Consider the following 17,109-nt stretch of genomic DNA (forward strand, 5'->3'; position numbering starts at 1 on the left):
GTATTTAGTTTTTTGGGTCAAAAACACCCGTTGAAAGGTAACGATCCCCTCTATCGCAAACAATAGTCACGATCAGCGCATTTTCCGTTTCATTGGCAATTTGCAAGGCTGCTGCCATCGCACCACCAGATGATACACCAGCGAAAATACCCTCTTCTTTCGCCATGCGTTTCATAGTGTCTTCCGCAAGGGCTTGCGACATATCGATGGTACGGTCTACACGTGAGTCGTCATAGATACTGGGCAGATATTCTTTCGGCCAACGACGAATGCCGGGAATGGAAGAACCTTCTGTGGGTTGCACACCCACCACCTGAATATCGGAATTTTGTTCTTTAAGGTACATGGAGGTTCCCATAATGGTTCCCGTCGTCCCCATGGCACTGACAAAATGCGTGATTTTGCCTTCCGTTCCATTCCAAATTTCCGGGCCGGTGGTGAAATAGTGCGACAATGGGTTATCCGGGTTGGCAAATTGATCCAAAACCGTTCCTTGCCCTTCTGCCTGCATCTTCTGCGCAAGATCACGGGCGCCTTCCATGCCTTCTTCCTTCGACACCAAAATCAATTCAGCACCATAGGCAGCCATAGAAGCTTTGCGCTCCATGGACATATTGTCCGGCATAATCAATTTCATCTTATAACCCAACATCGCGGCAACCATCGCCAAAGCAATCCCCGTGTTGCCACTGGTCGCTTCAATCAGCGTATCACCCGGCTTGATTTCTCCACGCAGTTCGGCCTGCTTAATCATATTTAGCGCAGGTCTGTCTTTCACCGAACCGGCTGGATTATTGCCTTCAAGTTTTGCCAGAATCACACTATTGGTATTCGCATTCACCAAACGTTGGATTTTAACCAAAGGGGTGTTTCCAACCACATCCATTAAGGTTTTCATGAACTATCCACTTTTAATTTTTTAAATCAACGACAGATACATACCCGTCGCAATAACGATGGGCAACAAAATTGTCACGCCGACATTCATTGCCATCACAGAATTCAGTTTATCTTTCCAAACCGCCGTATTCTGGACGCTTTCAAACTCTGTTAATGCGTCATCACCTGCATCTTTTGAAATGGCGGTTTGCAGGTATTTTACCTTATGCACCATAGGCACAAACAACAATAGCAACAAAAATCCAGCGCTTCCCGCAACAGGTAACGCCCCTAGAAAAATCGCCATTGCCAAAACCACAAATGCCAGCACACCCTGTAATACGAAAAGCTTCAACCCAAACGAAACGCCATATCGATGCCACAGGTTAAAACGCCCAAACTGCTTATCTGCTGCCCTATCCGGCAATTGATTAATCAGCAATAGGTTGTTCACCAGAAAAAAGGGAATTAAAGAAACCAAGGCCACTTGCCAAGAAAACTCACCAAACAGTACAAAATAACCGCCGACCATCATCAAAGGACCAAATCCCAAGCCCGATGCCATAAAGCACAACCAAGGAAAACGGGTCAGCAATGATGTGTAAGACAGGATGACAAACACCCCTAACAAGCCTAAAGGCAACAAGCCCCAGCCTCTCAAATAAACGAAATAGACTCCCAATGCGATAATCAACCCAATCAGAGCATAGGCAACTGCCGCTACCCACTCTTGTGCGCTGGAAAATGCCTGCAAACCGCCACTGCCACCACTAAATGGGGTTCTATCGGTAGAGGCATCCAGCCCCGATTGATAATCTTCGTATTCATTGAGCATATTGACACTGATATGCGCCGCCAAAGCACCAATGCAAACCAGTGCAAACAGCCCAAAAGAAAAGTGCAATATCCTTATGCCCGCTTGATCAATGGACACTGCCAACAGCAACAACATAATAGACAACGTCAATACCAGAAAAGGCGGTCGCATCGTCATGAAAACGGTTTTTAACTTTAAAGAAGTGTCGTTCATTTAACCCTCGTAGCAAGGCAATGTCTTGAGCCAATCGACTTATTCAACAGCATGTTCTTTAGCAAGCTTAAGATAAGAGTTCAATCTGTGGTTCCAGCCGACCAACCATTTCTGCTCAATGGCGCGTTGTTTTTCTGTCGGTGCATTATTCACCCTATCTTTTAACAGCGTTTTTGCGGTGGCAACAAAAGCCTCCAAGCGTGTCTGTTTAGTGACGGACGGCATTGCCAACAACACGTCCAACAACCCCCACCCCTGTTCTTTATAACGCTCTTTAGAATTTTCTCCTAACCCTTTGAAATTAAAGTAATCCAGTAAAGCATAGGCACTCACTTTATGGGCTGACATCAACTCAATGGTTTCTTTTACTTTCCACTGATCGGTTAAGGATAAATTGGCTATAGAGGTATTCAAAGCCTGCTGAAATCGCTGCAAAATAAATGCCACCTGCTCATCTTTGGTTTGCAACAACCATTGCCGGAGTGCCTGCATTTTTGGCGACTGTTGCTCACGCATAAATGCCTCTCTGTTTGACCAAGGCGGCTGCATCGGATTTAGGCTTAGTAACCAATCCGGCGCAGGAGTTTTGTGGGAAACAAACTTTACCATCTGTGGAAAAGTTTCTTCAAACGGCACATCAACGCCTTTTGGAATCCAAATAAAATGCCCTATCCCAAAGGAAGGAAAAGGCTCTTTCGCATTCCAAAACGTCAGGTTCTCTACTTTATCTGCAGTTTCATTGAATGAAATACGTTCGGCAATCCAATGCAAGTCTGCATCCGTCAGATTGAATTTGATCTTTGGTGATGCCTTGGCATTCAATGCCAACATCAGCATGGCAACCATTATGCCAAGGGGAGTTAACTTAAGTTTCCTCATGTCTGTGAATAACACCATATAACTTGGATTAGAAGGCCAGAGACGCAAGATACCCGTCTGTCTTTTGCAAAGCACCGGCATAGAGTTGTGGCAACTCGTCCACTACCGACTCTTTCACACAAGGCATTGCCAATAAGGTATCTGCCCAGCGTTTGATTTTCGGCAAGCTGTCGAGAAAGGTTACGCCGCAAAGCTTCTCGAAAATCTCCAGTCGCATCAACAATGGCGCATAGGCTGCATCAATCAAGGCAAAGTCATCACCGTTGAAATAAGTTCCGGCAGAATGCACGACTTCCAAACGAGAGAGTTTATCAATCAGCCCTGCTTTTGCTTCTTCAAAAGCGTCTTCTGTCTTGGCCTGCATCATTTGCGGCACAAACATCATCATCTCACCGCCAAATGCAATCCAAGCGCGATTTTTGGCTTTAACAAGCGGATCGGAAGGCATTAAACAAGGTGGCGTGATTTCATCCAGATATTCCTGAATGACCGATGACTCAAACAATACTTCATCGCCGACCTTCAACACAGGCACCTTGCCCAGTGGAGAAACGGTATTAAACCACTCCGGTGGATTACTCAAATCGATATAAGTGACATCAAATGCCACGTTCTTGAAGTTCAACACAATAACGGCTCTTTGTACGAAAGGACACAGCTTGAAACTGATGATCTCGAGTTTTTCCGACATACGTCACCACCTTTGATTGATGAACAATGGGTTTTAGCGCGAAAAAGAGTGACATGGCAATATGCCTTCCGCGCCAGCGCTTTTGTCATCATACAAAGAATCAAGACGAGGTCAACCGTTGTGACGGTAGATTCACAGAGATTTAAGAATGTATTTTTGTATAAAGCTTGGATAGTTGCCCTACATCAAATATCATGCATCCAAAGTGACTTTAAAAGACTTGCTACTTTAAGTATTTGCTTGGGTGCTCAAACAACTCGTCGCGTTGCTGCTTGTTCAACTGACGAATCGGCACCACGGTATAGCCCAAGGCTTTATAGTCATTCAACTGTGCCATGCCGGAAGTAGAAAAACTCACAAAGTCAGGAAAATCTTCTTGAGTAAGCTGTTTTAACCCGGCGACCGCACCGCACACATGCACACTCACTCCTTCATCCTTAACCATTTGATTGAACAAGTCATGCAGTTTGTGATTTTTCGCCTCTTCTTTTTTTTGCAGCGCAAACTCTTCGGCACCATGCGTCACCACTGCGATATCGACATCAGGGAACTTTTTACGGATCAGCTGGATTTGCTTACTGACATAAGGCGCAAACCTTGGCAACGCGTTTTCATCCAGTGTTTCGATATCAAACACCACCCCATCAGGTTGGTGCTGCATAGCAAGAATTTTTGCCACCACGGGAGCGACCTCTGGTAAAGATTTATCGTCACCATAAGCGCTGAAAGAAAGAGACATCAATGCTAGGCTGAGCACGCCAAACACACTTAACAATCCCATAGAACGTTTCATAACCACCTCCCGCCTATACTGGATAGACTTATAACCAACAGGCCTCATTTCTATTTTAATTAGCTTAGATTCTTTGCGCGAATACATTAAGATAGCCTTATGTAAGATCACCTTATGTAAGATCACCTTATGTCATTTTATTTCATTTGTTTGGAATCACACCATGAACGACACACCCAAACACATATTCACCTATGGCTCACTCATGTTCCCGGAAGTCTGGTCTCGTGTTGTAAAAGGCGATTACACCTCTTGTCATGCATGGTTATCCGGCTATGCCCGACGCCAAGTTCACCAGAAAGATTACCCAGCACTCATTCCCGCTCATGCCGAAAATGTGGTTCAAGGTAAAGTGTATTTTGATGTTGCTGCTGAAGACCAAATTGCTCTAGACGCATTTGAAGGTGAAGAGTACCAACGGCGCACTGAAAAGCTGCTCACGCCAGAAGGAAATAAAATAGAGGTCGAGGTGTATCTATTTAAGCCAGAATTTTTGCATCAAATTCAAGATACCGAATGGGATGTCAGTCATTTTGAACAAAACCTACTGCTGCGTTTTCTTCACCAAGAAGGCTTGAACAAATCACCTTAGTTACAACACCCTAAAACAAAAAAATCTGCCAGGTTGGGGGTAATCATGCACTCCCCCAACCTGGCAGATTTTAAAGATAAATAACGCTGTAAGCGGAATGGTTAAATCTTGTCCGTCAGTACCAGATGCTCAAACTTCTTAAGCAAAGTTTCCTGATCTTCAACCCGGTTCGGATCGGTGATAATGCAATCCACCGGGCAGACGCTCACACAGGTTGGTGTGTCGTAATAACCAACACACTCCGTACATAAATCAGGATTGATTTCGTAGATTTTCTCGCCATAGTAGATTGCTTGGTTCGGGCACTCAGGCTCGCACATATCGCAATTTGTACAGCCTTCAAGAATTTTTAACGCCATGTGACTTCCCGAATCAAACCTGAGCTGCTTGCTGTTCTTTTTGCATCTTCGCTGCAGCATCGCGCTTGGCGTCACCGCCCCAAGCTTCGTTACGCATAATCAAACCGAACTTCAAGGTATCAATATCGATATTCTTGAATGGGTTTGGAATACGTGCAACCCAGCCGGAACCTAATGCCGCTTCAATGTCTTTGTCATGCTGATCACGCATTTCAGGCAACACCATTGTCACATTACCCGCAGGCGTCATGATTTCAATGGAATCCCCCACGCAGAATTTGTTTTTCACGTCGATTTCCAAGAAGCTTTTGCCATCACGCTCGAGCACATCCACTACTTCGCCAACAAAACGCTGACGATCTGACTTGGATACACCATACTCGTAGTTTTGATATTCAGAGTGCACATGACGACGCAAGAAACCTTCGGTATAACCACGGCTTGCCAGGCTTTCCAAATCTGCCAACAAATTGGTGTCAAAAGGTTTGCCTTCTGCCGCATCGTCAATCGCTTTACGATACACCTGCGCGGTACGCGCCACATAGTAGTGAGACTTGGTGCGCCCTTCAATTTTCAACGAATCTACACCCATATCGACCAATTCAGGAATCAATTCCACTGCCCGAAGGTCTTTCGAGTTCATGATGTAAGTACCATGCTCGTCCTCAAACGCAGGCATATATTCACCCGGACGCCCTTCTTCTTCCAACAACATCACTGTATCAGTCGTTTCACCTAAGCCTAAGGTCGGTTCATTGAAATCTTCTGCTTCATGAGTGGCAACTGCATCCCCCGTCAAATCGGTGATATTGCCGATTTTCTCGACCGGAATCCCAACGATGTCACCTGACTCGTCTTCTTTACCTTCATAAGTGTTGTAGTTCCAACGGCAAGCGTTGGTGCAAGTCCCTTGGTTGGCATCACGCTTGTTGATATAACCAGACAGCAAACAACGCCCAGAGTAAGCGATACACAAAGCACCGTGAACAAATACTTCCAGCTCCATGCCCGGCACGGCTTCACCGATTTCACGGATTTCCTGAATCGACAATTCGCGAGACAACACCACACGACTAATGCCTTGGTCATACCAGAACTTTACGGTTGCCCAATTCACTGCATTCGATTGCACTGACAAATGAATTTCCTGTTCAGGATATTCCGCACGCACCATCGCAATCAGCCCCGGATCGGACATAATCAACGCATCCGGCTTCATCGCGATAATTGGCGCGATGTCACGCATATAGGTTTTGATTTTCGAGTTATGCGCCGCGATGTTACTCACCACATAAAACTTTTTCCCCAACTCATGCGCACGCTTGATACCTTTTTCCAAGGTGGCTTCATCAAACTCGTTATTACGAACACGCAGGCTGTAGCGTGGCTGACCGGCATAAACCGCATCCGCACCGTACGCAAAGGCGTATTCCATGTTTTTATAAGTGCCGGCAGGCGACAAAAGTTCGGGTTTAAAGTTTTCTGCTTTCAAGGCAAAGTCCTTTAATAAAATGATGTAAAAGTGAATTCGGAATAATTTCCGACTAGATAACCGGGTATTTTACTTTATTTGGATAACACTTGCTCAAGTGTTTCATGCCATAAAACCCTTTTGTTTTCAAAGGTTAATTGGGCATTCGCAGGGCTGGTTGAAGGCAGCGAAAAGAAAATCAAATCACTAGGTAAAGTTTGCTTTTTCATCACCTGTTTTTCAAACAGATTTTGAGCTGCTTTACCATTGAATAGAACCACTTTTAAATCAGGATAATTTTTAAACAAGACTTCAAAATCATTGGCTTCGGGTTGCTTGATAGCAGAATCCAAGCTCCCCTGTCGTTCACAACTTGAGAGCACATCCCAAAGCAAAATACCGCCTTGTTTGCAGAGCGCGATTTTCTGCTCGACTGTTTCAATCGGCTGCTTAAAGTAATCGGATAGTATTGGCCAAAAGCCATTGCGCGGATGCGCATAGTAAAAGGACTCTTCCAAGGAAGCGACACTCGGCATGGTGCCTAGTATCATGCATTTAGGATGATTAGAAAGTATGGGGTCAAAACCGTTACATTTAAACATCACGCTATTTTATAACGAAGTCTCCCCCCAACCTGGCAGATTTTTCTCACTCAACATAACGTTGACGATAAATAGTAAACTGGTTTACAATTATTAAAACTACACAAAAGAGGATCAAACCATGTGGGAAAAAGCACACCAAGTAATCACTCAAAATGTCACTATTGAACAACTCTGGCGAGTTTGGTCAGATATCAACCATTGGGGAGAGTGGCAACCCGGCTTGGACTATGCAAAACTCGAAGGCAAGTTTGAAGCTGGAAATCACTTTTTACTCAAACCGAAAGGAAAATCCCCAGTTAAAATTGAACTCGTTGAAGTAGAACCACACCAAAGCTTTACTGACTTGACACGCTTGCCCTTAGCTAAAATGTTAGGCCACCATCAATTCAAGCAAATCGGAACTGGTATTGAAATCACCTCCAGCATCCGTTTAAACGGCCCGCTGGCTTTTTTATGGCGAAGAATCCTAGGTGAGAAAATCGCTGACAAAATGCCCGCTCAAACTGAACAATTAATCAAACGAGCTTCTGATGTCTGAACAACCCAACGATTCTTCCGGTTTTAAATACAAAACAGCAGACCAAAGCCCAGGGTTTGTGCTATGGCGACTCACCACTTTGTGGCAAAAAGAAGTTCATGATTGCTTAAAGGCATTTTCGATCACGCAAACTCAGTTTGCTCTACTCGCTTCATTGAAATGGCTGACGCAAAACCATCAACCAAGCACCCAACAGCACCTTAGCACGCACACCAAAATCGACAAAATGACCTTGTCCAAAGCGATACGTCAACTGGAATCAGCTGGCTGGGTGAGACGCATCGCTTCAGAACAAGATAGTCGCGCGGTGGAAGTCAGACTAACCCCAAAAGGTGCTGAAAACATCCAAAATGCCATCATGGCGGTTGAAAACATCGACGAACAGTTTTTCAGTCGATTGCCGACGGAAGAACTCAAACAATTTATGGCATCGTCATTGCATTTAATTAACGCAAATAAAGACAAAGACTAGGAACAGCAATGCGATATTGGATAGGCGTCGCTTCAAGAGATCATGTCGAAAAAGGCGTGAAAGGTGGTTTTTGCCAACTCTGCCACGGCAAAGCCACCCCGCTCAAACGCATGATGCCCGGAGACTGGATTATATACTACTCGCCCAAAGAAACTTTTAACGGAAATGAACCCTGTCAACGCTTTACCGCACTTGGGCAAATCTCAGAGAGTGAAGTGTATCCTTTTGAAATGTTTCCTGGGTTTATCCCCTTTCGTCGTAACGTAGCCTTTATCACCCCTTGCAAACCAACTCCCATCCGGCCTCTTATCCCTCGCCTGCTATTTATAGACGACCCGAAAAAATGGGGTTACAAATTTCGATTCGGGCATTTTGAAATCCCTAAAGAAGATTTCGAGTTGATTGCCGGTCTGATGCGCGCAACACCAGTTTCCGAGTCAAATCTTGATCTTAGGGAGTGATTGTCATCAAAAAGTCCTCCAAAGCGACTTTGCTTGGAAAGGTTTTTGATTCAACAATTTTTAGATTATCCAGCTTGTAGACGGAAACCGTATCTTCTTTTTCCGGCCAGTTTTGAGTGTTCACTTCGTCATAGGACAAGGCGATTGGGAAATCATATTTACGCATTTTTGGCAGTGCAAAGATTTTGGTAATCAAGCTTGGCATACCAGAAATATCCGCAACATAAAGCCAATGACGTTCTTCCAGGTTTTTGATACCCAATTCATTTAGTGCATCTCTAACCCATTCGTTACCATCTTTGTGGTGTGAGAAAATCACCCATTGAACAGAAGCATCAAGCTTTGCAGGTTTGTCCCATTGGTTTTTGAATTCGTGTGCAGTCAGTTGCACAGCATCCGGTTTGTCGGCATAAGCCGCACCAAACAGGCCAAATACAAGTGTGAGCATGAGAAGTGGTTTAAAAATAGAGCGTTTGAACATCATTTTAATTCTCCAAATAAAGGCTAAGCCGCCAGTGATAATACCTGACGGCCTATCTTTAAAGTATTGATGAAATGGTTAGATTGATTTCTTACAGAAGTAGAAATCAACACACTCATATTCACCCGATGCCATTCTGGCTTTGGCTTCTTCTGCGGTCGCCGCTGGAGGAACAATAACCTTATCTCCTGGCTGCCAACCTTCAGGAGTCGCCACACCATGCTCATCGGAGGTTTGCATGGCTTTGACAAGACGCACAAACTCATCCATAGAGCGACCGTTGCTCATTGGGTAATACATCATTGCGCGCAACACACCTTTGTCATCAATGATGAAAGTCGCACGTACCGCTGAAGTATCTGCCGCACCTGGATGAATCATGCCGTAAGTTGTCGCAACTTTCATATCAAGGTCGGCAATGATTGGGAACTCAATTTCCACACCAAATTTTTCTTTGATGTTCAACTCCCATGCGATGTGAGAGTGATGAGAGTCGATTGAAAGACCCAAAAGTTCGCAGTTCAACGCATCGAACTGAGGCTTACGCGCTTGGAATGCCATAAATTCGGTGGTACAAACTGGCGTAAAATCAGCTGGATGAGAGAAAAGGATTAACCACTTGCCTTTGTAGTCTTCAAGCGACTTGCGGCCGTGGGTTGTCACCGCATTGAAAGCCGGTGCTTTTTCATTCAAACGAGGTAGAGCGATAACTTGAGATTGGTTTTCCATTTTGGAGTCTCCTGTTTTTAAGTCGTACTAATCACCAATAATAAATTTTATTTATCTATGCATTCGTTTTGTTAATGCATGGATGTACTATATCGATTTAAAAACAGAGTATCCAATTAAATGTTTTTGAATTTTTGATAGCCAAAAACTATCATAAGAACATTTAGCCTAGCTCAATAAATGACGTTTCCTGCGGCACAAAGTCTCCAATAGGGTTCGCCCACAAATCATATTCGTCCGCAGCAAAGACTTCAACCTCGACAAACTCACCAGGATTGAGGTGGTGCCCGTCAGGGATGAAAACCAATCCATCAATCTCAGGCGCATCCGCTCTTGAGCGCGCAATCGCGCCCTCTTCATCAACCTCATCCACCAGTACTTGGATGCGCTTGCCGATTTTGGCTTGCATCTTCTCGGCACTGATTTGTTGCTGTAGTTGCATAAAGCGATCAAAACGGTCTTGTTTAACGTCATCCGGCACTTGTTCTGCCAAGTCATTCGCCACAGCACCTTCAACAGGAGAGTATTGGAAGCACCCGACTCTATCCAGCCTTGCTTCTGCAATGAAATCCAACAGGGTTTGGAACTCTTCTTCCGTTTCGCCCGGGAAGCCAACAATAAAAGTCGAGCGAATGGTCAGGTCTGGTACTTGCTCACGCCACTTTTGGATACGTTCCAGAGTCTTTTCGACATTCCCTGGGCGTTTCATCGCTTTAAGCACACGCGGGTGCGCATGCTGCAATGGCATATCCAGATAAGGCAGGATTTTCCCTTCCGCCATCAAAGGAATGACATCCTCTACATTCGGATAAGGGTAAACATAATGCAAACGCACCCAGAACTCATCCACCCCGCCCAATTCACCAAGCGCTTCAGACAAGCCAACCATTGAAGTTTTGGTAGGACGGCCATCGGCAAACTCGGTTTTGTATTTCACATCCACACCATAAGCCGCTGTGTCCTGTGACACCACCAACAACTCTTTCACACCGGCTTCTTTCAAGCGCTTGGCTTCGGCAATGACATCCGACACAGGTCGACTGACGAGATCACCTCGCATGGACGGAATAATACAGAAGGTACAACGGTGGTTACAACCTTCAGATATTTTCAGATAAGCATAGTGTTTTGGGGTGAGCTTAATACCTTGAGGGGGAACCAAATCCACAAATGGGTTGTGTTGCGGTGGCGCAATCACATTATGAACGGCAGTCAACACCTCTTCATAGGCAGCCGGGCCGGAAACCGCCAATACCTTAGGATGAATTTCTTTGATTTGATTGTCTTCTTTGCCGCCCAAGCAACCGGTAACGATAACTTTACCGTTCTCAGCCAATGCCTCGCCAATGGTATCCAACGATTCCTGTACGGCACTGTCGATGAACCCGCAGGTATTAACGATAACGGTATCGGCATCTTGATAACTGTTTGTCAGGTGATACCCTTCTGCTTTTAATTGCGTCAAAATGCGTTCCGAATCGACCGTAGCTTTAGGGCAGCCTAAGCTGACGATACCGACCGTAGGTTGTGATTGCGACATAAAACTCTCTTTTCTTAAAACTGTATTCCGGTTGCCGTTTTGCTCTGATAACCGTCAATAAAAAACTGCGTCTATTTTACTCAATTTGTCTTGATATTTTTGGGATTGCTTGCCGGTGCTTTTCAATTATTCTTCAATAAATTTTGCTTTTATCTGAGTGGTGATTAACCCTACAATTTATATATGATATTCTGAGCGCTTTGAGTTGCACTGCCTGTTTGGCGTTTTCTATCATTTTTTTTGCAAACGAGTCTTGCACGCAATTCATTTTCAAAATATAATGATTCTCATTTCAATACTAACAAAGACATTTTCATGGACATTCTTAAGCATTATCTGGACTTCAGTGTTTTCTCCATATTGGGCCTAATGGCCTTTATCGCAACATGGTTCATTATCGAACGCCTTCTTTTTTTCAGACAAGTGAATGTCTCAGACTATGATCACTTCGATCTACTGACCATTGACCTAACCAAGAATCTGACTTATATCTCCACCGTGGGTGCAAACGCCCCTTACGTTGGCTTATTGGGAACCGTACTGGGGATTTTGATCACTTTCTTTGATTTGGGGACGACAAAAACCATCGACACTGGGCAAATCATGGTCGGCCTTGCATTGGCACTGAAAGCCACCGCAGGTGGTATCGCACTAGCGATTCCAAGCATTGTTGCCTACAACGCGTTAATGCGAAAAGTCGAAGTTCAACAAGCAAAATTCCGAGCTCATCGGGATTTTTTGGCAGAAAAGTCCGCACATGAAAAAGTTTGATTCCATCAATGTCATTCCACTCATCGACGTTATGTTGGTGTTGCTGGCGATTGTACTGACAACCGCAAGCTTTATTGTGCACGATTCTCTGAAACTGGATTTGCCTAACACACAAAGCACATCGTCCTATCAACCGACAGATAACCCGACCAAACATTTGGCAATTAACGATAAAGGAACGCTGTTTTTGGAAGATAAGCGGATTAGCTTTGAGGATTTCAAAACTGAAGCGGCTAAGATTGACCACAAATCAGACATTGTCATTAAGGTCGATCGCCAGGCAACTTTCGGCAAAGTGGTCGAGTTGGTGGATATTCTAAAAACGAATCACCTGAATCGACTCACGTTCCTTACCGATAAAGCGACGGATTAACATGACAACAGCGACATCAGACATGTACTACAGCTATCACACCCCGACACTTTCGCTTTCCAACAGCCAGAAAGCATTTGCGATTACGTTGGTGCTTTACTCTGCTGTTGTCGGTGCGTTTTATGTATCCTTTCAGCACGTTGCCCATAGCACCGAACAAAAATCGAATTTAAAGCAGGTAGCCATTAGTGCGAGCATGTTCTCCGTTGCACCACCAACGCCTAAGGTAAAACCTGTCGCTAAACCGGTACAAAAGGTTCAACCTACTCCTGTCAAACCAGTACACAAGCTGAAAAAGGAAGTTGTGAAAAAAGTGCCTGTGCACAAACCTATTAAAAAAGTCATTCCAAAACCTGTGCCTGTCAAAAAGGTGGTCAAACCAACTCCAGTGAAGCACATTGAACCAGCTAAAATAGAACCACAAAAGACAATAACTAAACCTGTTGAAAAGCCGGTACAGAAAACACCTGCGCCTCCAGTGAGTCAAGCGCAAACCATGACCAAACAACGCTCATCTGGCGTGTCGCCGGCACAACAAGCTAAAGCAGAAAAGGTATACCTTGCAGAGTTACAAGAGGCTTTATCACGCTATGCCCAAAACACCTATCCTTTTATGGCTAAGCGTCGCCATTGGGAAGGCAGTGTGCAAATCAGCTTCACCCTTCACCACAATGGTGACATTACGGATGTAAGAGTCTCTAAGCCGGATTTGCGCGATATGTTCAACGATGCTGCCATGACCATTTTCACTGATGAAATGCAGATGCACTACAAACCCTTCCCTAAAGAAATTACCCGAAATAGCTGGGAAATCAGTGTTCCTATTAGCTACTTCCTTCGTTAACGCTACCCCCTTCTTTTTCTAAAATAAAACCTATATGAAAAGACGGGCTACTATCAATCAGCACAACCAAAAGATAAATGCCATTCTCAATGACACTTTGATTTGCATTAATAATGGTATTTTAACCTTTGATAAATACCGTGTTTTTTAGTATCGATTTTAGCTTTATCTATAGATGTGCAAGCACAAACCAAAGTACCCTCCCCGTTAGAGCTTCATGCTTACGCGACAGCTATCTATCAACACCCTTTTGACAAAACGATAGAAGCTGACGCCCTCCGTACAATACTTCAAAAATCCGTTTCATGATTCAACGATTGCACCGAATCTTGCCAATGAAGTTTGGGCTGCTAATTTGAGGGTTAATTTTGCATTTTAAAAGCAAAAAGGCTTTAAAAAGATTTAAAACCTTTTTGTAAGAAATTGATTTTATTAGAAAGGTTTAAGAACAACCAAAATCAAAATACCAATTGTCAGCACTAATGGAATCTCATTTGCCCAACGGTAGTAAACGCCAGAATGATCCAAATGACCTTCCTGCATTTCTTTCACACGACGCTTGGTCCACAAGTGATAAACCAGCATCAAAACCACCAAAGTCACCTTGGCATGGATCCACCCTGTCGCACCTGGAAAATAGGCGATCCATAGCCAAATACCCGTTCCTATCGCCAACATCATCATAATCGTCATAAAGCGATACAACTTCTGCCCCATGATCGCCAAACGAGTCACCTGCTCACCGGCTGCCTGCCCTTCAACAAAATGCACAAAGATACGCGGCAAATAAAAAATACCCGCCATCCAAGACATGACAAATAAAATATGAAAGGTTTTCAGCCACAACATCAGTTTTCTCCTAATTGCTTTTTGAATTTTGTATGATACCTATTTTAAAAAAAGCAAAACAGGAATCTGTCATGAAAATCGAAAAAAACACGGTCGGTCTTTTCAACTATACCCTTACGGATAAAGATGGAAATGTGATTGACGCCTCGAATGGTCAGCCACTGGCTTATCTTCACGGATACTCGAACCTGATTCCTGGTTTGGAAAACGAATTAGAAGGCAAAACTGTCGGCGATAAGTTCACAACCACCGTCAAAGCTGCAGAAGCCTATGGTGAAATCGAACCGCATTTGATTCAATCTGACGTTCCAAAATCCATGTTCCAAGGTGTTGAGAACTTGGAAGTCGGCATGCGTTTTGAAGCGCAGTCAGAGCACGGTGTGCACTCAGTGGTGATTACAGAAATTTTCGACGAACACGTTACGGTTGATGGTAACCACCCTCTTGCTGGTCAGGATTTGACATTTGAAGTTGAAGTTACCGGTGTTCGTGATGCGACTGACGAAGAAATCGAGCACGGTCACGCACATGGCGATGGCGGTCACCACCACTAATTGCTCTCTCCACACCTTTCAGGCCAGACGTTTGAAAGGTGTTGTCTTTCCCGCAAAACCTCTCTTTATAAAATGATGATTACGCCATGAAACTGCTACTCGTAGAAGACGAACTTTGGTTGGTTAATCATTTGCAAACCCAGCTGGAACAAGCTGATTTTATTGTCGATACCGCAACCGACGGCGATCAAGCTACCTATCTTATTCAAGAATACGACTACGACGTTATCATTCTCGATTTAGGGCTACCCAAAAAACCCGGTTTGACCGTGTTATCCGAAATCCGTGACATGGGAAACACAACCCCTGTATTGATTCTCACCGCACGTAATTCGTGGCAAGAACGGGTTGAAGGGTTGAAAAAAGGCGCAGACGACTATCTAGGCAAACCTTTTCATTTCGAGGAGTTGCTCGCTCGCATTGAAGTCTTATTGAAGCGTCCACACAATCGAATTGACGACACGCTTCAGGCTGGCCCTTTTGAGTTAAACCTCAACACACGTGAACTCAAAACCCCCGAGGCAAATCACGCCCTAACCAAAACCGAGTTTGGCTTAGCTCGATTATTGATGAGCCAACCGAATAAAGTGTTTGCCAAAGACACTTTATTACAACAAGTGACGGATCAGCACTATGACCGCGAAAGCAATGTGATAGAGGTCTATATCAGCAAACTGCGCCATTATTTCGGTAAGCCAAGCATTGAGACTTTACGCGGACAAGGTTATCGTTTTGTTTTGCCAGAAAACACCACTAATGATAACGAGGCCACTACATCATGAAGTCAATTGAAAAAAGCCTCAATATCTCGCTATTTGTCAGCCTGCTCATTATCTTCGTGGTGTTCTGGATGATTTCGGTTTTCAGCATTCATCACCTGACGGAAGATTATGTGCTCACGCGTCTCCATCACGACAATGACTCCATTACCGAGCATTTAAAAGTCGAACCGGATCGTTTGACCATCAACCTCAATAACATCAACCCGATTTATTCACGTAAAGACTCAGGTCATTACTTTGTGGCTAAAGTTTCGCTACGTACGCTAACATCCCCATCTCTCGAAGGCTATCCGCTTTACCTAAAACCAATCCATCGTAACCCGGAAGTTTATGAGACATTGGGACCGAATAAACAAACGGTGCTCGTACGCGCTTACCAAAGCGAGTTCCATGGTGAAACGCTTACACTCTACGTTGCTGAAGATCATAGTCCGATTCAACATATGATTCATTTGTTCGATATCGTTTTTGCGGTACTGACTTTGCTCAGCCTGATAACACTTTATCTATTGCAACGCTATCTATTGCAGAACGGATTTAACCGCTTAACGCCTATCAATACCGCATTACAAGCATTGCATAAGGGTAAGGCCGTCAAGCTCAAACCAGAAGACTATCCAACCGAAGTTTCCAGTTTGATTGAAAGTTTGAACCAAGCGGTATCCAGTGCCACTGCGCTATTGGAAAAATCCCGTCAATCCAATGCAAACCTCGCGCATAGTTTGAAAACGCCATTGAATATCATCTTTCAAATCTCAGACAGCCCGATTCTCACAGATTACCCGGAACTACAAAAAACACTGTCGGAACAATCGCAAAAAATCCTGCGTTTGATTGAGCGGGAGCTAAAATCCGCCAGGTTGGCCTCTGGCATGATTTCGATGATTCCCTTTTCCCTCAAGGTACAAAACACACCTGATGCTTCACCAAGCGATTTGGAAGATTTGCTCAGCTCATTCGCGCAGCTTTATCCTCAACGTCATATTGAAGTCATCGACAACACCGAACAAAAACAACTTCCTTTGGAGAAAGAGGATGGTTTCGAATTGCTGGGCAATCTTATCGATAATGCCTGTAAATACGGAAACCATCATGTGCGCTTGACTCTAAACGGCAGTGACAAGCAATTAACCATTCAAGTTGAAGATGATGGCACAGGCGTTCCTCCAGAAGCCGTTGAACAAATTCAACAACGAGGTTTCCGTTTAGATGAAGAGCAACCCGGGCATGGTATCGGGCTGTCCATCGTCAAACAAATCGTCTCAGCTTACCGCGGCAATATTGATTTTCAACTCTCCGAACTAGGCGGTTTGTCCGTCACTCTCTCTTTTAATCTGGATAACGACTGAACAACTTTTTAATCTTTTTTAAGGTTCAATTCAGTTTCCTTTTCTAAGCTTAGACATAAGTATTAAA

General features: G+C 44.3%; 22 protein-coding genes. 10 read left to right on the forward strand and 12 right to left on the reverse strand.

The features are described from left to right. Positions 1-4: 4 nt before the first annotated feature. The 5 genes from cysM to F8R13_RS03465 form a co-directional block, all read right to left on the reverse strand. Positions 5-898 carry a cysteine synthase CysM gene (cysM, locus tag F8R13_RS03445; protein ID WP_152831899.1) on the reverse strand — a complete coding sequence of 298 codons (894 nt, stop codon included), beginning with the start codon at positions 896-898 and terminating at the stop codon, positions 5-7. 21 nt (positions 899-919) lie between these two features. Continuing rightward, positions 920-1,909, reverse strand: coding sequence for a prenyltransferase (locus F8R13_RS03450; RefSeq protein ID WP_152831900.1), 990 nt, complete (start codon positions 1,907-1,909; stop codon positions 920-922). A gap of 39 nt (positions 1,910-1,948) precedes the next feature. Beyond that, on the reverse strand, positions 1,949-2,788 hold the full coding sequence (locus F8R13_RS03455; protein WP_152831901.1) for a hypothetical protein: 840 nt from the start codon (positions 2,786-2,788) through the stop codon (positions 1,949-1,951). A 28-nt stretch (positions 2,789-2,816) separates the two neighbouring features. Beyond that, on the reverse strand, positions 2,817-3,479 hold the full coding sequence (locus F8R13_RS03460; RefSeq protein WP_152831902.1) for a glutathione S-transferase family protein: 663 nt from the start codon (positions 3,477-3,479) through the stop codon (positions 2,817-2,819). Between the two features lie 223 nt (positions 3,480-3,702). After that, on the reverse strand, positions 3,703-4,272 hold the full coding sequence (locus F8R13_RS03465; protein WP_253806312.1) for a DsrE family protein: 570 nt from the start codon (positions 4,270-4,272) through the stop codon (positions 3,703-3,705). 163 nt (positions 4,273-4,435) lie between these two features. Here F8R13_RS03465 and F8R13_RS03470 point away from each other — a divergent pair, with 163 nt between their 5' ends. Beyond that, positions 4,436-4,864, forward strand: coding sequence for a gamma-glutamylcyclotransferase family protein (locus F8R13_RS03470; RefSeq protein ID WP_152831903.1), 429 nt, complete (start codon positions 4,436-4,438; stop codon positions 4,862-4,864). 101 nt (positions 4,865-4,965) lie between these two features. Here F8R13_RS03470 and F8R13_RS03475 read toward each other — a convergent pair whose 3' ends face one another. From F8R13_RS03475 to F8R13_RS03485, 3 genes are all read right to left on the reverse strand, one after another. Next, a complete protein-coding gene (locus tag F8R13_RS03475; protein WP_152831904.1) occupies positions 4,966-5,223 on the reverse strand; it encodes a YfhL family 4Fe-4S dicluster ferredoxin in 258 nt (85 codons plus the stop codon). A gap of 13 nt (positions 5,224-5,236) precedes the next feature. After that, on the reverse strand, positions 5,237-6,715 hold the full coding sequence (gene yegQ, locus F8R13_RS03480) for a tRNA 5-hydroxyuridine modification protein YegQ (protein ID WP_152831905.1): 1,479 nt from the start codon (positions 6,713-6,715) through the stop codon (positions 5,237-5,239). 74 nt (positions 6,716-6,789) lie between these two features. Further along, positions 6,790-7,296 carry a DNA-deoxyinosine glycosylase gene (locus F8R13_RS03485; protein ID WP_152831906.1) on the reverse strand — a complete coding sequence of 169 codons (507 nt, stop codon included), beginning with the start codon at positions 7,294-7,296 and terminating at the stop codon, positions 6,790-6,792. A gap of 121 nt (positions 7,297-7,417) precedes the next feature. Between F8R13_RS03485 and F8R13_RS03490 the strand changes: the two genes are divergently transcribed. Genes F8R13_RS03490 through F8R13_RS03500 form a run of 3 tightly spaced genes read left to right on the forward strand, consistent with a single transcriptional unit; the run spans position 7,418 to position 8,770 of the window. Beyond that, complete coding sequence (locus F8R13_RS03490) at positions 7,418-7,837, forward strand: SRPBCC family protein (protein WP_152831907.1); 420 nt, start codon at positions 7,418-7,420, stop codon at positions 7,835-7,837. Then, on the forward strand, positions 7,830-8,309 hold the full coding sequence (locus tag F8R13_RS03495) for a MarR family winged helix-turn-helix transcriptional regulator (protein ID WP_152831908.1): 480 nt from the start codon (positions 7,830-7,832) through the stop codon (positions 8,307-8,309). Before F8R13_RS03490 ends, F8R13_RS03495 begins: the two co-directional genes overlap by 8 nt. Before the next feature lie 8 nt (positions 8,310-8,317). Next, positions 8,318-8,770 carry an EVE domain-containing protein gene (locus tag F8R13_RS03500; RefSeq protein ID WP_152831909.1) on the forward strand — a complete coding sequence of 151 codons (453 nt, stop codon included), beginning with the start codon at positions 8,318-8,320 and terminating at the stop codon, positions 8,768-8,770. On the opposite strand, the gene F8R13_RS03505 is transcribed toward F8R13_RS03500, so the two are convergent. The 3 genes from F8R13_RS03505 to rimO all read right to left on the reverse strand — a co-directional run bounded on the left by F8R13_RS03505 (position 8,760) and on the right by rimO (position 11,520). Next, positions 8,760-9,254 carry a hypothetical protein gene (locus tag F8R13_RS03505; protein WP_152831910.1) on the reverse strand — a complete coding sequence of 165 codons (495 nt, stop codon included), beginning with the start codon at positions 9,252-9,254 and terminating at the stop codon, positions 8,760-8,762. The two genes, F8R13_RS03500 and F8R13_RS03505, sit on opposite strands and share 11 nt — an antisense overlap. A gap of 75 nt (positions 9,255-9,329) precedes the next feature. Beyond that, positions 9,330-9,980 (reverse strand): peroxiredoxin, encoded by a 651-nt coding sequence (locus F8R13_RS03510; RefSeq protein ID WP_152831911.1) that lies wholly within the window; start codon positions 9,978-9,980, stop codon positions 9,330-9,332. Positions 9,981-10,143: 163 nt separating this feature from the next. Continuing rightward, entirely contained in the window at positions 10,144-11,520 is a 1,377-nt protein-coding gene (gene rimO / locus F8R13_RS03515; protein WP_152831912.1) for a 30S ribosomal protein S12 methylthiotransferase RimO, read from the reverse strand. A 315-nt stretch (positions 11,521-11,835) separates the two neighbouring features. Between rimO and exbB the strand changes: the two genes are divergently transcribed. From exbB to F8R13_RS03530, 3 genes are read left to right on the forward strand one after another with little or no spacing between them, the layout of a single operon-like run. Beyond that, positions 11,836-12,291, forward strand: coding sequence for a TonB-system energizer ExbB (gene exbB / locus F8R13_RS03520; RefSeq protein WP_152831913.1), 456 nt, complete (start codon positions 11,836-11,838; stop codon positions 12,289-12,291). Continuing rightward, on the forward strand, positions 12,278-12,664 hold the full coding sequence (locus tag F8R13_RS03525; RefSeq protein ID WP_152831914.1) for a biopolymer transporter ExbD: 387 nt from the start codon (positions 12,278-12,280) through the stop codon (positions 12,662-12,664). Before exbB ends, F8R13_RS03525 begins: the two co-directional genes overlap by 14 nt. Position 12,665: 1 nt before the next feature. Then, complete coding sequence (locus tag F8R13_RS03530) at positions 12,666-13,508, forward strand: energy transducer TonB (protein ID WP_152831915.1); 843 nt, start codon at positions 12,666-12,668, stop codon at positions 13,506-13,508. 432 nt (positions 13,509-13,940) lie between these two features. Here the strand turns inward: F8R13_RS03530 and F8R13_RS03535 are convergent, their stop codons facing one another. Continuing rightward, a complete protein-coding gene (locus F8R13_RS03535) occupies positions 13,941-14,357 on the reverse strand; it encodes a CopD family protein (protein ID WP_152831916.1) in 417 nt (138 codons plus the stop codon). Between the two features lie 71 nt (positions 14,358-14,428). Here F8R13_RS03535 and F8R13_RS03540 point away from each other — a divergent pair, with 71 nt between their 5' ends. From F8R13_RS03540 to F8R13_RS03550, 3 genes are all read left to right on the forward strand, one after another. Next, positions 14,429-14,911 (forward strand): peptidylprolyl isomerase, encoded by a 483-nt coding sequence (locus F8R13_RS03540; RefSeq protein WP_152831917.1) that lies wholly within the window; start codon positions 14,429-14,431, stop codon positions 14,909-14,911. Between the two features lie 86 nt (positions 14,912-14,997). Continuing rightward, on the forward strand, positions 14,998-15,693 hold the full coding sequence (locus F8R13_RS03545) for a response regulator transcription factor (RefSeq protein ID WP_152831918.1): 696 nt from the start codon (positions 14,998-15,000) through the stop codon (positions 15,691-15,693). After that, the gene (locus F8R13_RS03550; protein ID WP_152831919.1) at positions 15,690-17,042 is read left to right on the forward strand and encodes a sensor histidine kinase; all 1,353 of its coding nucleotides are present in this window, start codon (positions 15,690-15,692) and stop codon (positions 17,040-17,042) included. Before F8R13_RS03545 ends, F8R13_RS03550 begins: the two co-directional genes overlap by 4 nt. The last annotated feature ends 67 nt before the right edge of the window (positions 17,043-17,109 follow it).

It is taken from the genome of Hydrogenovibrio sp. JE_KL2, assembly GCF_009296185.1.
In the GTDB taxonomy this organism is placed as follows: domain Bacteria; phylum Pseudomonadota; class Gammaproteobacteria; order Thiomicrospirales; family Thiomicrospiraceae; genus Hydrogenovibrio.